The sequence below is a fragment of the Hyphomicrobium sp. 2TAF46 genome, assembly GCF_052114865.1.
Taxonomy (GTDB): domain Bacteria; phylum Pseudomonadota; class Alphaproteobacteria; order Rhizobiales; family Hyphomicrobiaceae; genus Hyphomicrobium_B.
The window spans coordinates 300,726-317,620 of sequence record NZ_JBFRFO010000001.1 but is presented as its reverse complement, the minus strand read 5'-3'; the positions used below and the strand labels follow the sequence as shown (position 1 = coordinate 317,620).

The window sequence follows — 16,895 nt, the reverse complement described above, 5'->3', positions numbered from 1 at the left end:
GGGGTCCACACCGGACGTCATAAGTCTGAAGGAGGCGGCAATTTGGACGCAGGTTCCGGCTCATGCTCAGTCCTGTAACCGGCTGAAACCTTACAAGGTTCACGATCGTTCCCGGGGCGCACTCGGAGCGTTCTGGCGGCCGGTTTTGCGCAAATACGTCGCGCGAGGGCTGGTTCAGGGTCGCGGCCTGTTGACTAATCCTGCAGAGCAGTGAATTGGTCGCGCAGTACCGCTGGGATGGGCGAAATACATTGTCCGGCGCATTGTCATTCCTCAGGAGAAACGTATGTCTGTTACGCCGATGAAGGCTGGAGCCAGCATCCTTGCAGGAGGAGCCGCCAAGCTCATCGAGCGTACCGGTGAAGTCGTTGCCGGGGCGGACAAAATACTTCAGGCAGCCAAGGCGGGCGTCAGGATCAAGATCCAGGAAGCCGGCGGCATCGACGAGGCGCAGCATACGGCGCACGGGCTCGCATGGCTTGCGACGACGGTCGAGGGCCTTCGCCAGATGCACGATTGGGCGAGCCGTCTCGAGGGCGAAGGGCGCTTCGGCGAATTCGAGCAGCTGCTGCTCATCGCGGCTTTCGGCGAATACGCCGCGCAGGTCGCCAACGGCATTCCGATGAGCCAGCTTGAAATCGCGCGCGCCGAGGCGCTGGGTGTTCCGAAGAGCGATCTCCGCCGTTTTGAGGATTCGGTTGCCGACATCGTCGCCGAAGGCGGTTCGGAAACGGTCAAGGCGCGTCTTGGCGAATTGATCGCCTCACAGCCCGAAGCGATGACCTTCGGCGACACGGGTCTCGACGAGACGCATGCGCAGATCCAGGATCTGATGCGCCGCTTCTGTCTCGATGAAGTTTATCCGCACGCGCACGAGTGGCACCTCAAGAACGAATACATTCCGCTCGACGTCATTGCGAAGCTCGCCGAGCTTGGCGTTTTCGGTCTCTCGCTGCCGGAAGAGTTCGGCGGCATGGCGCTCGGCAAGGAATCCATGTGCGTCGCGTCGGAAGAGCTTTCGCGCGGCTACATTGGCGTCGGGTCGCTCGGCACGCGCGCGGAGATCGCGGGCGAACTCATCCATAACAATGGCACGCCGGAGCAGAAGGAGAAATATCTCCCGAAGATCGCGAGCGGCGAGTGGCTGCCGACGGCCGTTTTCACCGAGCCGAACACCGGCTCCGATCTTGCCTCGCTGACGACGCGCGCAGTGAAGGACGGTGACGTTTACAAGATCACCGGTCAGAAGACGTGGATCACGCATCCCGTCCGCGCCGACGTCATGACGGTGCTGACGCGCACCAATCCGAACGAAAAGGGCTACAAGGGCCTGTCGATGTTCATCGCCGAGAAGCCGCGCGGAACGGACGCGGAGCCGTTTCCGGCGCAGGGCATGACTGGCGGCGAGATCGAGGTTCTCGGCTACCGCGGCATGAAGGAATACGACATTTCCTTCGACAACTTCGAAGTTCCGGCTGAAAACCTGCTCGGCGGCGTCGAAGGGCAAGGCTTCAAGCAGCTGATGAACACCTTCGAGGGGGCGCGCATCCAGACGGCGGCGCGCGCGGTCGGTGTCGCGCAGTGCGCCATGGATCTCGGGCTCAAGTATGCGCTCGAACGCTCGCAGTTCGGCAAGCCGATCTATTCGTTCCCACGCGTCCGCAACAAGGTCGTTATGATGGCCGTCGAGACGATGATCGCGCGGCAGCTCACGTATTTCTCGGCGCGGCAGAAGGATGCTGGCCGTCGCTGCGATCTCGAAGCGGGCATGGCGAAGCTGCTTGGCGCACGCGTCGCCTGGGCGAACGCGGACAATGCTTTGCAGATCCACGGCGGCAACGGTTTCGCGCTCGAATATCCGGTGAGCCGCGTGCTTTGCGATGCGCGCATCCTGAATATTTTCGAGGGTGCGGCAGAAATTCAGGCGCAGGTTATTGCGCGGCGGCTGCTTGAGGGTGCCAACTAATCGCTTGGGGGCAAAGGCACATGCGATACATGAGGGCGATGCTCTTCGGCGCGCTGGCGTTGGCGATGAGCGGTCCGGCGTTCGCTGGGGATGACGAGGATGGTCCGTTGGCCGCTAGCTGGGTCGCGACCGAACTCAACGGGCACCCCGTGGAGGGCCTGACCTTCGACTACACGACGGAAAAGGTTTCGGGGTCCGGCGGCTGCAACCGCTTCAGCGGTCCGATTTCCATCGAGGACGATGCCATTCAGATCGGTCCCTTGGCGGCGACGAAAATGGCGTGCGAAGGCAAGTCCGATATCGAAACTCAATACTTCACGGCGCTCGAAGCCGCGCGTTCCTTCGTCGTCGAGGGCGACGTGCTGACGCTCCGGGCGGACGACGGCCACGTGCTGGTGAAGTTCAAGAAATAGCAGGGCCGGGGCGGCATCGTCGCCGGGCGCAACGACCGTGCTTGCGGGCCGGGATGCGCGCCGTGGAACGCGCTAGAATCCGGCGGACATTCTGATTCGGGACCGCACCGAGGCGATACCTATAGCCTCGTGCTAAGCTCGGATCGGCGCAACGGCCGGAGCCCAATGACTCGCTCTATTCTCATCACCGGATGTTCGTCCGGTATCGGTCTCGACGCGGCGCGGACGATGCGCGAGCGCGGCTGGCGCGTGATCGCGACCGCCCGCAAATCCGAAGATCTGGCGCGGCTCAAGAATTTTATCGGCGTCGAAGCGCTGCCCCTCGAGCTTGCCGATCCTCAATCGATCGCGACGTGCGCCATCAGGGCGTTGGAGATGACGCGCGGAAAGATCGACGCGCTGTTCAATAACGCCGCCTTTGCACAGCCTGGGGCGATCGAAGATCTGTCGCCGAAGCTGTTGCGCGAACAGTTCGAAGTGAACGTGATCGGCACGCACGATCTGACGCGGCGGCTCATTCCGTCGATGCGGAAGAACGGATCGGGGCGCATTGTCAACTGTTCGTCCGTGCTCGGTCTAGTGGTTGCTCCGTATCGCGGAGCCTATTGCGCTTCGAAGTTCGCGCTCGAAGCGTTGACGACGTCGCTGCGGCTCGAACTCGAGGGATCGGGAATTTCCGTTTCGCTGATCGAGCCGGGGCCGATCCGTTCGCGGTTCGTCGAGCATGCGCTGGCACGGCTGCTCGCGACCGTCGATATCGAGAATTCACCGCATCGGGATATCTATCAGGCGCGCATCGCGGCGATGCAGGCCGGCGGGAAAGCGACGTTCAAGTTGGAGCCTGAAGCGGTGAGCAAACGCCTTATCCACGCCGTCGAAAGCGCGCGGCCGCGGCGCCATTATTACGTGACGACGCCGACATATATCGCGGTTGCGATGCGGCGGGCTTTGCCGCAGTTCGCGATCGATTATTTCACGCGGAAGTCCTGAATATGGTGCGTGAGATTAAAGAGCGGCCGTTAGTATCTCTCGCCATTTGGCAGCTTTTAGTGCTGGAGCCCTCGCGAATGCCGGACTAGTGGACGGTAAGGAGGGCAACAAATGGAGATCAGATGGGAGATCCTGCTTTTTCTTTACGTGTCGCTTAAAAAATTTGTGCGCGTTGTTTCCGTTGAAAGCGACGGTTCGGATCATCGGATGTTGGCGAAAGAAGCTGGCAAAATCGTTGGCGCATTCGTTTTTGATAGCGGAGTCGAGCGCCGTTCCGTTCCTCTCGGCACTGTGCAGAACGTCCCATAGCGCAACTTTACTCCGCCGCACCATTTCGACTCGATCGGGGTATGCTGATGGAAGATTTTCTCCGCATATCTCTGCGAGAATTGGCCAGAATTGATTGCGGGCATGGCCGTAGTATTGCTGAAGCTCCAATGATACCTCGCCGGGCAGGGTACCAAGAACCAAAACACGTGCATTGGGACCGACGATTGGGAGAAAGCTATATTTTGACAGCACTTCCATTCTGGAGGTCCCTGTGCAGCTGACTGAATTTCCCGTGATCTCACGCTCGATGGTAGGGGTGGCCGGAGAGGATGGTCGCGGCGCGGTAAAGCTGTTCCGCGAGGACGACGCGGGCGAGGCCGTGCGGAAGCGTGAGCGAGCCAAGCGATAACTTCAACGCCGCTGCGCTCAGTACGGCGTCGCCGTGGCCATCGGGACCACCGATCAGGAAGTGGCACGTCTTCGCACCGCCGTCGCGGGTGTCGCGGATCAAGATAGCGAAGGCTTCGCTCGTCAGAGATCTCCCCAATGGGTCGAGTGCGACGGCGACATCGCTCGCGCCGATGTCCTTTAGGAGGCGCGCCGCTTCATCGCGTTTGCGCTCGTCGGCGCCGGGGGCGCGGCTTTCGGGGAACTCACGAATTTCTACTGGTCCGAGGCCGAGCGATTTGCCGGCGCCGTTCAGGCGTTTGGCGTAACGCTCGACGATGGCGCGTTCCTCGGCGTCCTTTAGTTTCCCGACCGCCGAGATCGCGATGCGCATCAATCGCCCGTTAGCGCGGCCGACGATGCGCGGCCGCGTCCGCTGCAGGTGGTCTTCTTAATCCGCGCAATCAGTGCTGCGAGGAGTCGCCGCGCGATGCATCCGGCGGGATCTCCGCCTGCCACATCTTCTCGAGATTGTAGAATTCGCGGACCTCGGGCCGGAAGACGTGAACGATCACGTCGCCGGTGTCGATCAGCACCCAATCGCAGGCGCCCAAGCCTTCGACCCTGACGCGCGACTCTCCACGCGCCTTGAGCTTTTCGCGCAGCTGCTCGGCGATGGCGCCAACGTGCCGGTCGTTACGGCCCGACGCGACGACCATGTAATCGCCCAGTGCGGATTTGCCTTTGAGGGGAAGGGAGACGATTTCCTCTGCCTTCGCGTCGTCAAGCCAACGGACGACATCATCAAGCAGGGCGGCCGAGTCCGGCGCCGGGGCGGCGGACGAGGCGAGAGAGGAGCCCTTACGGGCGGCCTCGGTTGTGGTTCGAATCAAGCGGCGAACGTCCTTTGCTGGTTGGTCCCGCATGTCTTTCAAGGTCCGGACGATCCGGAGCACCCGGGATATTAATGGGCGTCGCGCCGGGCCGCAATTGGAAATGAGGGCCGGGCTGTCGCAGAAGTGTCATAGAAGTCAAAGACTTAATCATTCAGCGCCATGACTGGGTTCGCGGCACCACGGAGAGCGGTGGAGGAAAGGCCCGAAAGGCGGATGGTCAGAAGCATCCAGGCGGGGGGCTGAAGGTCGGCCAAAATCGCCGCTTCGGACTCAGGGACGCGGTAGCGCTCGAGGGCACGGGCAGCGGGTGAGGATAAGCCGGCGTGGCGCCAGCCAGGGCGATCAACAACCGCGATCGGCATGATTTCGGCGATGTGCCGCCAATGCTGCCAGCGGTCGAAATGGGCGAGGTTGTCGGCGCCCATGATCCAGACGAAACGGACGGCGGGATAGCGCTGCTTCAGAAACGATAGCGTTCCGGCCGTGTAGCGGGTACCGAGCTCACGCTCGAAGCCCGTGATTTTCATTTTTGGTCCGCGCGCGAAGGCTTGGACGAGGTTCATTCGGCCGTGGAGCGGGGGAAGTCCGTTGTTCGATTTGAGCGGATTTCCCGGCGTGATGAGCCACCAGACTTGATCGAGCTTCAGTCGTTTCATCGCCGCTTCGGCAGCGATGCGATGGCCATCGTGGGGCGGATTGAACGTGCCCCCCATCACACCTATGCGTTGCCCCGGAAGACAGACAGGGGTTTTGACGCGAAGGGAGCCGAAGCTCTGCAGCGGAATCTTTCGCGTCAACTGAGAGGTGCCTCTCCGCGGTTCATCACTTCGGCCTGATCTGGCCGTTGCCGCGGACCTTATATTTGAAGCTCGTCAATTGCTCGACGCCGACAGGTCCGCGCGCGTGCATCTTGCCTGTAGCGATGCCGATTTCGCCGCCAAAGCCGAATTCGCCGCCATCGGCAAACTGTGTCGAGGCGTTGACGAGGACGATGGCCGAGTCCACGCGGTCGAGGAAGCGTTCGGCGGTCGGCACGGAGTCGGTGACGATGGCGTCGGTGTGCTGCGAGCCGTAGCGGGCGATATGCTCGATGGCGTCGTCGACGCCGTCGACCATTTTGACGGCGATGATCGGCTCAAGGAATTCCCTGCCGAAATCCTCATTCGATGCCGGTTTGACGCGCGGATCGGCCTTTTGCACGACGGCATCGCCGCGGACTTCGCAGCCATCGTCCAGCAGGGCCTTCACCAGTGGAATCACAAAGTCGCTCGTGGCGTTCTTATCGATGAGCAGGCACTCGGTGGCGCCGCAGACGCCCGTCCGCCGCATCTTGGCGTTGATGACGATGGGGAGGGCCATATCGATGTTTGCAGCTTTGTCGACATAGGTGTGACAGATGCCTTCGAGATGCGCGAAGACGGGAACGCGTGCTTCCTCCTGCACGCGTTGAACGAGGCTTTTGCCGCCGCGAGGAACGATGACATCGACTGCGCCGTCGAGGCCGCGCAGCATGGCGCCGACCGCTTCGCGATCCGTCGTCGGAACGAGCTGAATTGCGGCTTCGGGAAGTCCCGCTGCGCGCAGTCCTTCGACGAGGCAGGCGTGAATGGCGACGCTCGAATGGTGGCTTTCGGAGCCGCCGCGCAAAATCGATGCGTTGCCCGCTTTCAATGAGAGCGCGCCGGCATCGGCCGTCACGTTCGGGCGGCTTTCGTAGATGATGCCGATCGTTCCCAACGGAACGCGCACGCGCTGGAACTTCAAGCCGTTCGGCCGTGTCCATTCGGCAAGGACGGTGCCGATGGGGTCGGGCAGCTCGGCTATTTCCTCAAGTCCCTTGGCGATGCCGGCGATGCGTTTTTCATCGAGCAGGAGCCGATCGACGAACGATGCGGGGCGTCCGGCGGCCTTCGCGGCTTCGACGTCCTTGACGTTGGCTGCAAGAATAGCCGGCGTCGCGTCGCGCAGGGCTTTGGCTGCGGCCTTGAGCGCGTTGTTCTTCTCTTCCGGCGTGGCGATGGCGAGCCGGCGGCTTGCGGCCTTCGCGGCTTCGCCGATGCCGCGCATCAACGCAGCGGTATCGTTCTCGATGCGCTCCGGTCTGTTCATCGCTTCACGTCCTCGTCAACGCCATATCGTCCCGGTGAATGAGCGTGTCGCGTCCTTCGTAACCGAGTATCGCGGCAATCTCGCCAGATCGTTTTCCCATGATACGCCGGGCTTCGTCTGCCGCATAGGCGACAAGGCCCCGGCCGAGTTCGCGGCCATCGGCCGAGCGGATGATAACGGCATCGCCACGGCCAAACGCGCCGTCAATGCGGGTGACGCCGGCCGGCAGGAGGCTTTTGCCGGTCAGAAGTGCTTTCTCGGCCCCGGCATCGAGGAAGATCTGGCCGTTCGGGACCAGCTGGCCCGAAATCCAGCGCTTCTTCGCGGTGACCGGGTCGGATTTGGCGATAAACCAAGTGACGCGCACACCTTCAGAGATGGCGCGCAGCGGATGATAGATTTTTCCGGAGGTGATGACCATGTCGGTGCCGGCGGCGAGGGCAATCTTGCCGGCCGTGATCTTGGTCTTCATGCCGCCTTTGGAAAGCTCGGTTCCGGCATCGCCCGCCATCGCCTCGATCTCGGGCGTGATCTCGGTCACGAGAGGAATGTGCTTGGCGCTGGGATCGTCGTTCGGGGGAGCGGTATAGAGTCCGTCGATGTCGGACAGGAGGACGAGGCAATCGGCGGAGACCATCGAGGCGACGCGCGCGGAGAGCCGATCGTTGTCGCCGTAGCGGATTTCCGCCGTCGCGACGGTATCGTTTTCGTTGACGACGGGAATGGCTTTCAGCGCCAGCAGCACTTCGATAGTGTTGCGGGCGTTCAAATAGCGCTGGCGCTCTTCGGTGTCGCCGAGCGTCAGAAGCACCTGGGCGGCCGTCAGCCCGCGCGCTGCGGCGAGTTCCTGATAGGCGTGGGCGAGGCTGATCTGGCCAACGGCCGCTGCCGCCTGGCTCTGTTCGAGCTCCAGGGGGCCTTTCGGCAGTTTCAGGGCATGGCGGCCGAGAGCAATCGATCCGGATGATACGAGGACGATTTCCTTACCGGCCTTGGCGAGCTCGGCGACATCGTCCAGCAGAGAGTTCAGCCAGGCGGATTTGATGCGGCCCGTGGAGCGGTCGGTCAGCAGGGCGGAGCCGATCTTGACCACGATGCGCCGCGCCTCGGCCCATTCTGGGCGCGCGGTGAGCGTCGTGGCATCGGATGCTGACGGGTTGGCCATTTCCATCTCGAAAAAGGGTAGCGGGAAGCAGTTTGTGGCCTGCTTATCTGCAAATGCGGGCATTCCGGCAAGAGGCGAGGGCCGCATAGCGGCAATGCCGACGCGGTTTTTACCAATTGCAGGCCCGAATGGCTAATTCCGCCTTACGGGACGAACGTCAGAAACATGAATGTGCCGAAGATCACAAGGTGGAGGAAGCCAAAGAGCACATTGGTGCGTCCGGTACTGAACGTCAGGATGCTCGTCGCGAACGTCATGACGACCAGCACGAGGTCGTTTGTATCGAGGCCGAGAACGAGCGGCTTGTGAATGAAGAGGTTGGCTGCAGCGATCGCCGGGATCGTCAGCCCGATGGTTGCCAGCGATGATCCGAGCGCAAGGTTGAGGCTCTTCTGGAGGTCATTCTTCCGCGCGGCACGAACGGCGGAGATGGACTCCGGCGTCAGTACGATCAGCGCGATGATAACGCCGCTGATGCTCTCCGGTGCATCGAATCTCGACACGCCGACATCGATCACGACGGCGACCAGTTTCGCCAGCAACACGACGGCGGCCAGAGCGACGCAAAGCAGGAGGGCCGCAAGGGCGAGCTTGCCCTGGCTGGGCTGGACGCCGCTCTTTTCCGTATGCTCGCCGACGAAGTAGCCCCGGTGCAAGACTGTCTGCGTGTAGAGGAACACCGAATAGAGCGCGATGGTGACAATGCTGACGAACATCAGCTGGCTCTCGGAATAGACACCGCCGGGCGTCGTCGTCGTGTAATTCGGCAGAATGATCGTCAACGTTGTCAGCACGATCAGCACGGCGAGATAGATCTTTGCCGATGTTACGTCGAACCGCTGCTCGCGATAGCGAATGCCGCCAACCACGATGCAGAGCCCGACGAGGCCTGTCGTGACGATCATGATGACGGCGAATACGGTCTCGCGCACTAGCGTCGGCGTCGCCTTGCCCGCCGCCATGATCGATACGATCAAGGCCAACTCGATGACCGTGACGGCGATCGTCAGTACGAGTGTGCCGAGAGGCTCGCCCATGATATGTGCGACGTCCTCGGCATGGTAGACGGCTGCGAATACCGTGCCGATAATCACCGGGATCAAGATGAGGGATATCGCTAAGCCGAGCGGGTGAGTGGCGAAATCGTCGCCAAATCCCACTGCCGACGCCGCAACGAAAAACAGAAGTCCGAAAACGGGGACGGCCCATGTCCACACGGGGGTTCGGCCTGGGTGGGTCATGCGCGGTGTTTCCTGAGTGCTTGTCTAAGGGGCTTCAATCTCACGCGCCGATTGTGAGTGAGTTGCGCGCGCCGGGCAAGCGATCCATTCAGGCTGGCCGCGCCTCAGGGCTGCCAGGGACCCGGTGGCTCGGCATCGGTTTCTTCCTCAGCTGAGTTGGCGCGCGCGATTTCGCGCGCGATGGCGTAAAGCGCATCCTTGACGCCTTGGCCGGAGACAGCCGAGAGGACGAGTGGTGTCTTGCGCGACGCCTTTTTCAGCTGGTCGCGGCGCTCGAGCAATGTTGCTTCGTCGACCGCATCACATTTTGAAAGCGCGACGATCTCTTTCTTCTTCTCGATGCCGTTGCCGTAGGCTTTCAGTTCGCGGCGAATGGTTTTGTAGTCGGCGGCGACGTCTTCCGAGTTGACGTCGACGAGATGGAGAAGAACCCGGCAGCGTTCGATGTGGCCGAGAAAGCGATCGCCGAGACCGGCGCCGTCGTGCGCGCCTTCGATCAAGCCCGGGATGTCGGCAAGCACGAAATCGACGTCGCCGGCGCGGACCACACCGAGGTTCGGGTGCAGCGTCGTGAAGGGATAGTCGGCAATCTTGGGTTTCGCCGCGGATACGGCCGCGAGGAACGTCGATTTGCCCGCGTTTGGCAGGCCGACGAGTCCGGCATCGGCGATGAGCTTGAGTTTCAGCCAGATCGTCAACTCTTCGGGCGGTTGACCAGGGTTGGCGTGGCGTGGAGCCTGGTTCGTTGCGGTCTTGAAGTGGGCGTTGCCGAAGCCGCCGTTGCCGCCCTTGGCGAGGCGCACGCGTTGGCCGGGTGTCGTCATATCGGCGAGCAGCGTCTCGCCGTCCTCGCCAAAAACTTGCGTGCCGGGCGGTACCTTGATCGTGCAATCCTTGCCGTTCGGTCCGGCTCGGTTCTGGCCCATTCCCGGCGTGCCGTTCTCGGCGAAGAAATGCTGCTGATAGCGGTAGTCGATCAGCGTGTTCAGGTTCTGCACGCACTCGACGTAGACGTCGCCGCCTTTGCCGCCATCGCCGCCGTTCGGACCGCCGAACTCGATGAACTTCTCGCGCCGGAAAGCGATGCAACCGTTACCGCCGGCTCCGGACCGAATGTAGACTTTTGCCTGATCGAGAAATTTCATGATGCCAAAGCTCTAATGGCCAAAGTCCAGGGACGACGGCGCTCGTATGAAAGTGCGGGCAGTTCGCATTGGCGCGCTTCGCACCAACCGGTCGCCGAGCCCGATAATCTGAAGCCGAGCTTGCGAATAACGCGTGCCGAGGCTCCGTTGCCGGTCAGATGCTTGCAAACGAAGCGGCGGACGCCTGCCTTGGCGTAGCCATAGTTCATGACCGCGCGAGCGGCTTCCGTTGCATAGCCTTGCCCCCAATAGGCCTTGCCGAGCCAATAGCCAAGCTCCGCATCGCCGTTCGCTTCGGCCGTGAAGCCGCAGATGCCGATCAGTTCGCCGTCACGTTCGATGCCGAACACTTCCTCGCGTTCGGCGAGGCCGTTGACCCAATCGAGCGCGGCTTCTGCGGTGTAGGGGTAGGGAATGCGGCCGGTCATGCTCGCGACGTCCCACTCGCCCGCCAACATAGCGATGCGCGTGGCATCGCCATCGACGAGGGCTCTGAGATTGAGGCGTGCGGTTTTCATGGCCACGGTTAACCGCGAAATTCAGTTCACGATATGGATGGGCACTCAAAAAGGCAAAAGGGGACGGCAGAGCCATCCCCATGGTCGTTATGATTCATGCGTCTGGCGGATCCGCTGATGCGGAGCTGCCGCCAACCGCACGAGAAGATTATTCGGCCGCGATGGGCTTGGCGGGCTTCACGGAAATATAGATGCGGCCGTTCCGCTTGGTCGCGAATTCGACTGTGCCTTCTTCGACGGCGAAGATGGTGTGGTCGGTTCCCATGCCGACGCCGGCGCCGGGATGCCACTGCGTTCCGCGCTGGCGGCAAAGGATATTGCCGGGAATGACGTATTCACCGCCGTAACGTTTGATGCCGAGGCGTTTGCTTTCGGAATCGCGGCCGTTACGTGTCGAACCGCCTGCTTTCTTTTGTGCCATTTCAAAGTCCTCGAATGGAGCGGCGGCTCGTTACGCGCCTGTGATGTCGGTAATGCGTACGACGGAAAGGTCCTGACGGTGGCCCTTCTTCCGGCGAGAGTTCTTACGGCGGCGCTTTTTGAAAGCGATCAGCTTCGGTCCGCGCGATTGCTTGACCAGCTCAGCGATGACCTTGGCACCCGATACGACCGGAGCGCCAATGGTTACGTCTGCGCCCGAGCCGACCATCAGCACCTGGTCGAACTCGACCTTGGCGCCAGCGTCGCCCGATACGCGCTCGATCGTAACGACATCGTCCTTGGAAACGCGGTATTGCTTGCCGCCTGTCTTGATGACAGCGTACATGGCTTCGTCCTTTCGGCCTTTTAGGCCTGTTGCCGCGCCCTATGGCGCCACCGTAAAACGGGTGGACTTTCAAGGGGATGCTAGCCAGTGCTAGCGGAGCCTCGGGCAGCGCGTTCAACGCGGACAGTTTTCCTGCCCACGGTAGGGGCGGTTTATTGTCGAATTGAAGCACATTGTCAATTGCCATGCGGCGTTTCGGCCATATCTCTAGTGATCGGAAACGGCGTTGTAATTCTTGAAATTGCGGGGCCCGGTTCCGAGACAATGTGCCGGCAACTCGAGGGAGAGGCGAAGCATTCATGGCAGTTCCTGCTACGGCTTTGAGACCGGCGCCTGGGAATAGCGTGCTCGCGTCCATCCCCGTTGTCGAAACGGGCCCGGACTTTCCGCTCGCGACGCTTCGGGCTGCTGCCGACAAGACGCATGCGCTTCTCGACATTGCGACGCGCCGGTACCCGCGCCGGCTGCTTGCGGGCCTCGACAGGGTTTCCCGGGCGTGGCTCGTGCGCTGGAACAACGAGCATCTCGATGAGATCGACACGATCGCGCGCGTGCTTGGCCGGCCGGGCGCATACTTCTTTTCGATCAACTACGAATGGGGGTGCACCTGCCGGGCGACGGGCTCGCCCGATGGGCGTTCGGCGCGGCTCATTCGCGTTCTCGATTGGAAAACGCCGGGGCTCGGCCGCAATATCGTCTGCGCGAAGGTCAACGGCGCGCCGGCCGGGCCGTTCGCCGTGATGACGTGGCCCGGCTATACCGGGGTTCTACAAGTCATGGCGCCCGGCCGTTTTTCCGCCTCTCTCAATCAAGCCCCGATGCGCGATCCGACGGGGCTTTTCTATCTGGATTGGGCCGCGAACCGCCGCCGCGTCTGGAAAATGCCGCATCCGACGCCCGCGCATCTCTTGCGCAAAATCGCTGATGAGGCGTGCGATTTCAAAGATGCGCGCCGAATGTTGAGCGAGCGCCCGATTTCGACGCCGGCGATCTTCACGCTTGCAGGCATCTCAGCGGACGAAACGGCCGTCATCGAACGCAGCGAGCATGCGGCGCGCGTGCGCGAGCAAGACGCGGTGGCTGCCAATCACTGGGATGAGCCGGGCTGGCCCGGCCAGTCGCGCGGTGAATGCAGTCACGACCGGGCGGATGTGATGAGGGAAACGGAGCCGCAGTTCGATCGCCAGTTCACGTGGCTTCAGCCGCCGGTGCTGAACGAGAAGACGCGCCTCGCGATGGTTGCCGATGCTAGAGAGGGCCGGCTGCTCGCGCGCGGCTACGAGGCGACGGGCCCTGCGACCGAGTCACTCGATCTCATTTGGGATGCGGCTCTCTGAGCCGCTTGCGCGACGAGAAAAGCGAAGCTACAAGCCCACTTCGCCGTTTGGCGCCACGGCTTCCGGAGAGGTGGCAGAGTGGTCGATCGCGCCGCACTCGAAATGCGGAGTACTCGCAAGGGTACCGGGGGTTCGAATCCCTCCCTCTCCGCCAAGCAAAAATTTCATTTTATAATCAATAACTTACATTGTCACACTAGGGATTCGGACCCCGCTCAAAATTTAGGCATTGGACGTCCTGAGGCGCTATTCGTCTCGATATTACAATGGACGTTGAGGGAGCAGGCACAGAGAGATCCCGCCCAGCCAAATTGCATTGGTACAAAAAGTTCGCTCAAACGTTCGCTAACTCTGCTCTGTAGGGATGATGAGTGGAGAGCGCTCGATGCGTTGTGATGCTTGGTCTTCGGGACGGCAGTGGGTTTATCCCATGAGCGGAAGTCGGTCGCCTTTCAATCGGCGAGGTGGAACCCGTCACGAATTACTTCCGGTGTTAGGGCGAGATCAGTCGAACCCTAGGGTGGTCGATCGCGTGTTCAAGTCGTGATTGGACTTGTTTACGTTGGAGAAGCGATTCCTAAGTCTACGATGCCGAGCGGTGCTTCTTCTTGTGAGAGTGCTTTGAGCCAGGCTTATTTGCGCCGTTTGATTTTGGCGAACCGGGGTGAGGCCCAGGGCCCTTGTGATGAGCTCTCGCTTCGTCACGCTTTCGATGCGGATGGGCTCCGAATTTCTCTTTGTTTCGATCACGCCATGGCTTCTTCGCGCGGGGACCCGTTTGAGGATCTGACGGGGTTGCGACTTTGGCTTCATCGTCTTTCTGTCGCTGGACAGCCGGATTGCCGCGCATCCCAGCGTCGTCCCTCATGGAGGCGCCGATGCGCGAGATCCGCCCCTCGTTGGGCTTCATTGAACTCGCGGCATCCGCGAACTTGTCTGCGAATTCGGCGGCGATCTGGAAGCGCGTGTCGCGGTCGAAGATCTTGATGGAGCCGATCTCGGCCTTCGTCACATTGCCGGCGCGGCAGAGAAGCGGCAGCAGCCAGCGAGGCTCGGCGTTACGCTCGCGGCCGATATCGACCCGGAACCACACCATCTCACGGCCCTGATCACGAACGGGGTGCGTGCTTGTGCGCTCGTCTCGGTCTTGCCGCGCATGGCTGCGCACTTGCCTATGCTCGCCCCGTTCCCGCGGTGCACGCGCACGGTCATCGCGCCGCGGCGGCGGACCGGTATCCTCAGTCAGATCTTCGGGCGCGGGAAGCTGGGCACGGTGGATGCGGACCAGGGCGAGGGCAATCTCCTCTGCCGTGCGGCTGGCCTGAAGGGATTGCGCGAGCTTCAGATCCTCGTCCGTCGCGGGATCGATGAAGATAGAACTGGCCAGAAAGCGCTCCTGATCGCGTGCGCGAATCTCCTCAGCGGTCGGTGCCGGCTCCCACATGACCTTGAGCTTGGCACCGGCCAGCAGCGCATCGGCCTTACGCCGGCGGTTGAACGGGACAATCAACACACACAGGCCCTTGTTGCCGGCCCGCCCCGTGCGACCCGAGCGGTGAAGGAGTGTCTCGGCATCGTTGGGCAGATCGGCGTGAATGACGAGCGTGAGAGCCGGCAAGTCGATCCCGCGCGCCGCCACATCGGTCGCGACGAGAACGCGCGCGCGTCCATCTCGCAGAGCCTGCAGCGCATGCGTGCGCTCGCTCTGCGTCAACTCTCCGGATAGGGCCACGGCGGAGAAGCCGCGTTCCAACAGGCGCGCGTGCGTCCGCTTTACGGCCTCACGCGTCGAGCAGAACACAATCGCGGCGCCGGCCTCATGAAACCGAAGTACGTTGACGATGGCGTTTTCAGTGTCGCCCGGAACAACACGAATAGCGCGATAGTCGATGTCGGCATGCTGCTCATTGCGCTTTGCGGTCTCGATTCGGACGGCGTCGCGCTGGTAGCGCCGTGCCAGCGCTTCGATCTCGCGCGGCATGGTGGCCGAGAACAGTAGCGTCCGGCGGGATTCGGGGGTTGTATCAAGAATGAATTCCAGATCCTCGCGGAATCCGAGATCGAGCATCTCATCGGCTTCGTCGAGTGCAACGGCGGCGAGTTTTGTCAGGTCAAGCCGCCGCCGTTCTAAATGATCTCGCAGGCGTCCAGGCGTGCCGACCACGATATGGGCACCAAAGCCGAGCTGGCGGGCTTCTGCGCGCGCGTCCATGCCGCCGACGCAGGTTACGATTCTCGCTCCGATATCCGCATAAAGCCAATCGAGTTCACGCTGCACCTGCATGGCAAGTTCACGCGTGGGGGCGATGATCAGAGCCAGCGGCTCGGCGGCTTGCGGGAGGCGTTCCGCTTCACCAAGCAGCGTTCGCGCCATTGCAAGACCGAAGGCAACCGTTTTGCCTGAGCCAGTCTGGGCTGAGACGAGCAAATCGCGCCCTACCGTATTGGGATCGAGAACCGCGAGTTGCACGGCGGTCGGCACCGAGTAGCCGCGCGCAACGATTGCGCGCCCGAGCGCAGGATGAACCGACGGGAAGGTCATGATTGGGAACTTTTTGAATGAACGAAGCCTGCCGGACTCTACTCAAGTGGCAGGCGCACGTCGCCAGGAATGTCGTTATTTGGTGTGCCTAGCCGTTTTTCGGAGTTACCGCTAGCAGGCAGGTTGGCGCGCTTCGATTGTCGGTTAGCCTGCCACAAACGTCGGCCACGTAAGACTTTCGGCCGGAGAATCCCACAAGCGGTCATTGAGACGTCCTTAGTCGGCGCCTCCCGTGTATTCGCCGACCAAGTCTGCTCTTAGGAGAGACTCTGCCACTAGATATCAATCTTCTCGGCGATCTCGATCGCGTCATCGACCTCTATGCCGAGATAGCGAACGGTGCTCTCGACCTTTGAATGCCCAAGCAGTAACTGGACAGCGCGAAGATTGCCGGTACGAAGGTAGATCAGCACAGCCTTGGTACGTCGCAAGGAGTGCGTTCCGAAGTTCGCTGGATCAAGCCCAATACTTGCGACCCACTCGTGAACAAGCCGAGCGTACTGCCTCGTCGTCAGCCCGTGGGCGCTATCGCCTCGGCCCGCGAAAAGGAACTGGCCGGCCTTCCGTCCTGTGAGCTTGAGATAGTCGTCAACGGCCAAGCGAGTTTGGTCCGTCATCTCGAACCGCACCGGTCTACCCGTCTTCTTTGGACGGATGGTCGTGCGGTCCATTGCATAGCCGCTCGGCGCAACGTCTTCGACGCGGACGGCTACGACGTCACAGCCACGCAGCTTACTATCGATGGCGAGGTTGAATAGTGCCAGATCGCGCTTTCGATCCGCCATCTGGAGCTTGGTCCTTATTGACCAGACGTGACTTGGTCGCAGCGGAGGTTTGGCACCAATCAGCTTGCCCTTGTTCCAGGGGGCTCGGCGCGCCGGTTTCAGGTCTTCAACTTCGTGATCGTTGTACATTGCTCTGTCTCCATGTTCGAGAGACAAACCAGCATGCGCCGGCAGCTACCGATCGAGCAGATTCCGCGACCGCTCTGGGGCAATTCTTCCTTTTGCTGGTTATCGACGGACGATTTTGACCCTTGGCGGACGCCACAGCGGCTTGGGCTCGCCGCAGCTGTGGATGCACCCGCAGCAACCCACTCGAACTGTCGACCCATAATCCGAAGGAGAAGCAAATTAGGTCGGAAACGCAA

At 61.6% G+C, this 16,895-nt stretch carries 17 protein-coding genes and 1 tRNA gene; 5 read left to right on the top strand and 13 right to left on the bottom strand.

Going from position 1 to position 16,895, the window contains the following annotated elements; translation table 11 throughout:
- The first annotated feature begins 286 nt into the window (after positions 1–286).
- From AB4Z24_RS01440 to AB4Z24_RS01430, 3 genes are all read left to right on the top strand, one after another.
- Positions 287–1,966 (top strand): acyl-CoA dehydrogenase family protein, encoded by a 1,680-nt coding sequence (locus tag AB4Z24_RS01440; RefSeq protein ID WP_441705335.1) that lies wholly within the window; start codon positions 287–289, stop codon positions 1,964–1,966.
- A 20-nt stretch (positions 1,967–1,986) separates the two neighbouring features.
- On the top strand, positions 1,987–2,379 hold the full coding sequence (locus AB4Z24_RS01435; RefSeq protein ID WP_441705333.1) for an META domain-containing protein: 393 nt from the start codon (positions 1,987–1,989) through the stop codon (positions 2,377–2,379).
- A 165-nt stretch (positions 2,380–2,544) separates the two neighbouring features.
- On the top strand, positions 2,545–3,369 hold the full coding sequence (locus tag AB4Z24_RS01430; protein ID WP_441705332.1) for an SDR family NAD(P)-dependent oxidoreductase: 825 nt from the start codon (positions 2,545–2,547) through the stop codon (positions 3,367–3,369).
- 15 nt (positions 3,370–3,384) lie between these two features.
- Here AB4Z24_RS01430 and AB4Z24_RS01425 read toward each other — a convergent pair whose 3' ends face one another.
- From AB4Z24_RS01425 to rplU, 11 genes are all read right to left on the bottom strand, one after another.
- Positions 3,385–3,897 carry a DNA-deoxyinosine glycosylase gene (locus AB4Z24_RS01425; protein WP_441705330.1) on the bottom strand — a complete coding sequence of 171 codons (513 nt, stop codon included), beginning with the start codon at positions 3,895–3,897 and terminating at the stop codon, positions 3,385–3,387.
- A 40-nt stretch (positions 3,898–3,937) separates the two neighbouring features.
- On the bottom strand, positions 3,938–4,420 hold the full coding sequence (gene rlmH, locus AB4Z24_RS01420; RefSeq protein WP_441705329.1) for a 23S rRNA (pseudouridine(1915)-N(3))-methyltransferase RlmH: 483 nt from the start codon (positions 4,418–4,420) through the stop codon (positions 3,938–3,940).
- A gap of 70 nt (positions 4,421–4,490) precedes the next feature.
- Complete coding sequence (rsfS, locus tag AB4Z24_RS01415) at positions 4,491–4,952, bottom strand: ribosome silencing factor (protein WP_290995364.1); 462 nt, start codon at positions 4,950–4,952, stop codon at positions 4,491–4,493.
- 113 nt (positions 4,953–5,065) lie between these two features.
- The gene (locus tag AB4Z24_RS01410) at positions 5,066–5,719 is read right to left on the bottom strand and encodes a nicotinate-nucleotide adenylyltransferase (RefSeq protein WP_441705326.1); all 654 of its coding nucleotides are present in this window, start codon (positions 5,717–5,719) and stop codon (positions 5,066–5,068) included.
- Positions 5,720–5,744: 25 nt separating this feature from the next.
- On the bottom strand, positions 5,745–7,031 hold the full coding sequence (locus tag AB4Z24_RS01405) for a glutamate-5-semialdehyde dehydrogenase (RefSeq protein ID WP_441705324.1): 1,287 nt from the start codon (positions 7,029–7,031) through the stop codon (positions 5,745–5,747).
- 4 nt (positions 7,032–7,035) lie between these two features.
- Complete coding sequence (gene proB, locus AB4Z24_RS01400) at positions 7,036–8,196, bottom strand: glutamate 5-kinase (RefSeq protein WP_441705322.1); 1,161 nt, start codon at positions 8,194–8,196, stop codon at positions 7,036–7,038.
- 143 nt (positions 8,197–8,339) lie between these two features.
- Positions 8,340–9,437 (bottom strand): calcium:proton antiporter, encoded by a 1,098-nt coding sequence (locus AB4Z24_RS01395; RefSeq protein WP_441705320.1) that lies wholly within the window; start codon positions 9,435–9,437, stop codon positions 8,340–8,342.
- Between the two features lie 104 nt (positions 9,438–9,541).
- The gene (obgE, locus tag AB4Z24_RS01390) at positions 9,542–10,582 is read right to left on the bottom strand and encodes a GTPase ObgE (protein ID WP_441705318.1); all 1,041 of its coding nucleotides are present in this window, start codon (positions 10,580–10,582) and stop codon (positions 9,542–9,544) included.
- Positions 10,579–11,100, bottom strand: coding sequence for a GNAT family N-acetyltransferase (locus tag AB4Z24_RS01385; RefSeq protein ID WP_441706045.1), 522 nt, complete (start codon positions 11,098–11,100; stop codon positions 10,579–10,581). Before AB4Z24_RS01385 ends, obgE begins: the two co-directional genes overlap by 4 nt.
- A gap of 148 nt (positions 11,101–11,248) precedes the next feature.
- Positions 11,249–11,521, bottom strand: coding sequence for a 50S ribosomal protein L27 (gene rpmA / locus AB4Z24_RS01380; protein WP_045837380.1), 273 nt, complete (start codon positions 11,519–11,521; stop codon positions 11,249–11,251).
- Between the two features lie 30 nt (positions 11,522–11,551).
- Positions 11,552–11,866 carry a 50S ribosomal protein L21 gene (gene rplU, locus AB4Z24_RS01375; RefSeq protein ID WP_092866026.1) on the bottom strand — a complete coding sequence of 105 codons (315 nt, stop codon included), beginning with the start codon at positions 11,864–11,866 and terminating at the stop codon, positions 11,552–11,554.
- Between the two features lie 299 nt (positions 11,867–12,165).
- Between rplU and AB4Z24_RS01370 the strand changes: the two genes are divergently transcribed.
- The gene (locus AB4Z24_RS01370; protein ID WP_441705315.1) at positions 12,166–13,203 is read left to right on the top strand and encodes a hypothetical protein; all 1,038 of its coding nucleotides are present in this window, start codon (positions 12,166–12,168) and stop codon (positions 13,201–13,203) included.
- A 64-nt stretch (positions 13,204–13,267) separates the two neighbouring features.
- Positions 13,268–13,357 (top strand) — tRNA-Ser (locus tag AB4Z24_RS01365).
- Between the two features lie 429 nt (positions 13,358–13,786).
- On the opposite strand, the gene AB4Z24_RS01360 is transcribed toward AB4Z24_RS01365, so the two are convergent.
- The gene (locus AB4Z24_RS01360; protein WP_441705314.1) at positions 13,787–15,745 is read right to left on the bottom strand and encodes a DEAD/DEAH box helicase; all 1,959 of its coding nucleotides are present in this window, start codon (positions 15,743–15,745) and stop codon (positions 13,787–13,789) included.
- A 275-nt stretch (positions 15,746–16,020) separates the two neighbouring features.
- Positions 16,021–16,659: a tyrosine-type recombinase/integrase gene (locus tag AB4Z24_RS01355; RefSeq protein ID WP_441705312.1), complete on the bottom strand. Its 639-nt coding sequence runs from the start codon at positions 16,657–16,659 to the stop codon at positions 16,021–16,023.
- Positions 16,660–16,895 lie beyond the last annotated feature (236 nt).

Bases quoted from the DNA above. Each gene is read 5' to 3' on its own strand.
- AB4Z24_RS01440 (WP_441705335.1), top strand. From the start codon at position 287: ATGTCTGTTACGCCGATGAAGGCTGGAGCCAGCATCCTTGCAGGAGGA.
- AB4Z24_RS01435 (WP_441705333.1), top strand. From the start codon at position 1,987: ATGCGATACATGAGGGCGATGCTCTTCGGCGCGCTGGCGTTGGCGATG.
- AB4Z24_RS01430 (WP_441705332.1), top strand. From the start codon at position 2,545: ATGACTCGCTCTATTCTCATCACCGGATGTTCGTCCGGTATCGGTCTC.
- AB4Z24_RS01425 (WP_441705330.1), bottom strand. From the start codon at position 3,897: ATGGAAGTGCTGTCAAAATATAGCTTTCTCCCAATCGTCGGTCCCAAT.
- rlmH (WP_441705329.1), bottom strand. From the start codon at position 4,420: ATGCGCATCGCGATCTCGGCGGTCGGGAAACTAAAGGACGCCGAGGAA.
- rsfS (WP_290995364.1), bottom strand. From the start codon at position 4,952: ATGCGGGACCAACCAGCAAAGGACGTTCGCCGCTTGATTCGAACCACA.
- AB4Z24_RS01405 (WP_441705324.1), bottom strand. From the start codon at position 7,031: ATGAACAGACCGGAGCGCATCGAGAACGATACCGCTGCGTTGATGCGC.
- proB (WP_441705322.1), bottom strand. From the start codon at position 8,196: ATGGCCAACCCGTCAGCATCCGATGCCACGACGCTCACCGCGCGCCCA.
- AB4Z24_RS01395 (WP_441705320.1), bottom strand. From the start codon at position 9,437: ATGACCCACCCAGGCCGAACCCCCGTGTGGACATGGGCCGTCCCCGTT.
- obgE (WP_441705318.1), bottom strand. From the start codon at position 10,582: ATGAAATTTCTCGATCAGGCAAAAGTCTACATTCGGTCCGGAGCCGGC.
- AB4Z24_RS01385 (WP_441706045.1), bottom strand. From the start codon at position 11,100: ATGAAAACCGCACGCCTCAATCTCAGAGCCCTCGTCGATGGCGATGCC.
- rpmA (WP_045837380.1), bottom strand. From the start codon at position 11,521: ATGGCACAAAAGAAAGCAGGCGGTTCGACACGTAACGGCCGCGATTCC.
- rplU (WP_092866026.1), bottom strand. From the start codon at position 11,866: ATGTACGCTGTCATCAAGACAGGCGGCAAGCAATACCGCGTTTCCAAG.
- AB4Z24_RS01370 (WP_441705315.1), top strand. From the start codon at position 12,166: ATGGCAGTTCCTGCTACGGCTTTGAGACCGGCGCCTGGGAATAGCGTG.
- AB4Z24_RS01360 (WP_441705314.1), bottom strand. From the start codon at position 15,745: ATGACCTTCCCGTCGGTTCATCCTGCGCTCGGGCGCGCAATCGTTGCG.
- AB4Z24_RS01355 (WP_441705312.1), bottom strand. From the start codon at position 16,659: ATGTACAACGATCACGAAGTTGAAGACCTGAAACCGGCGCGCCGAGCC.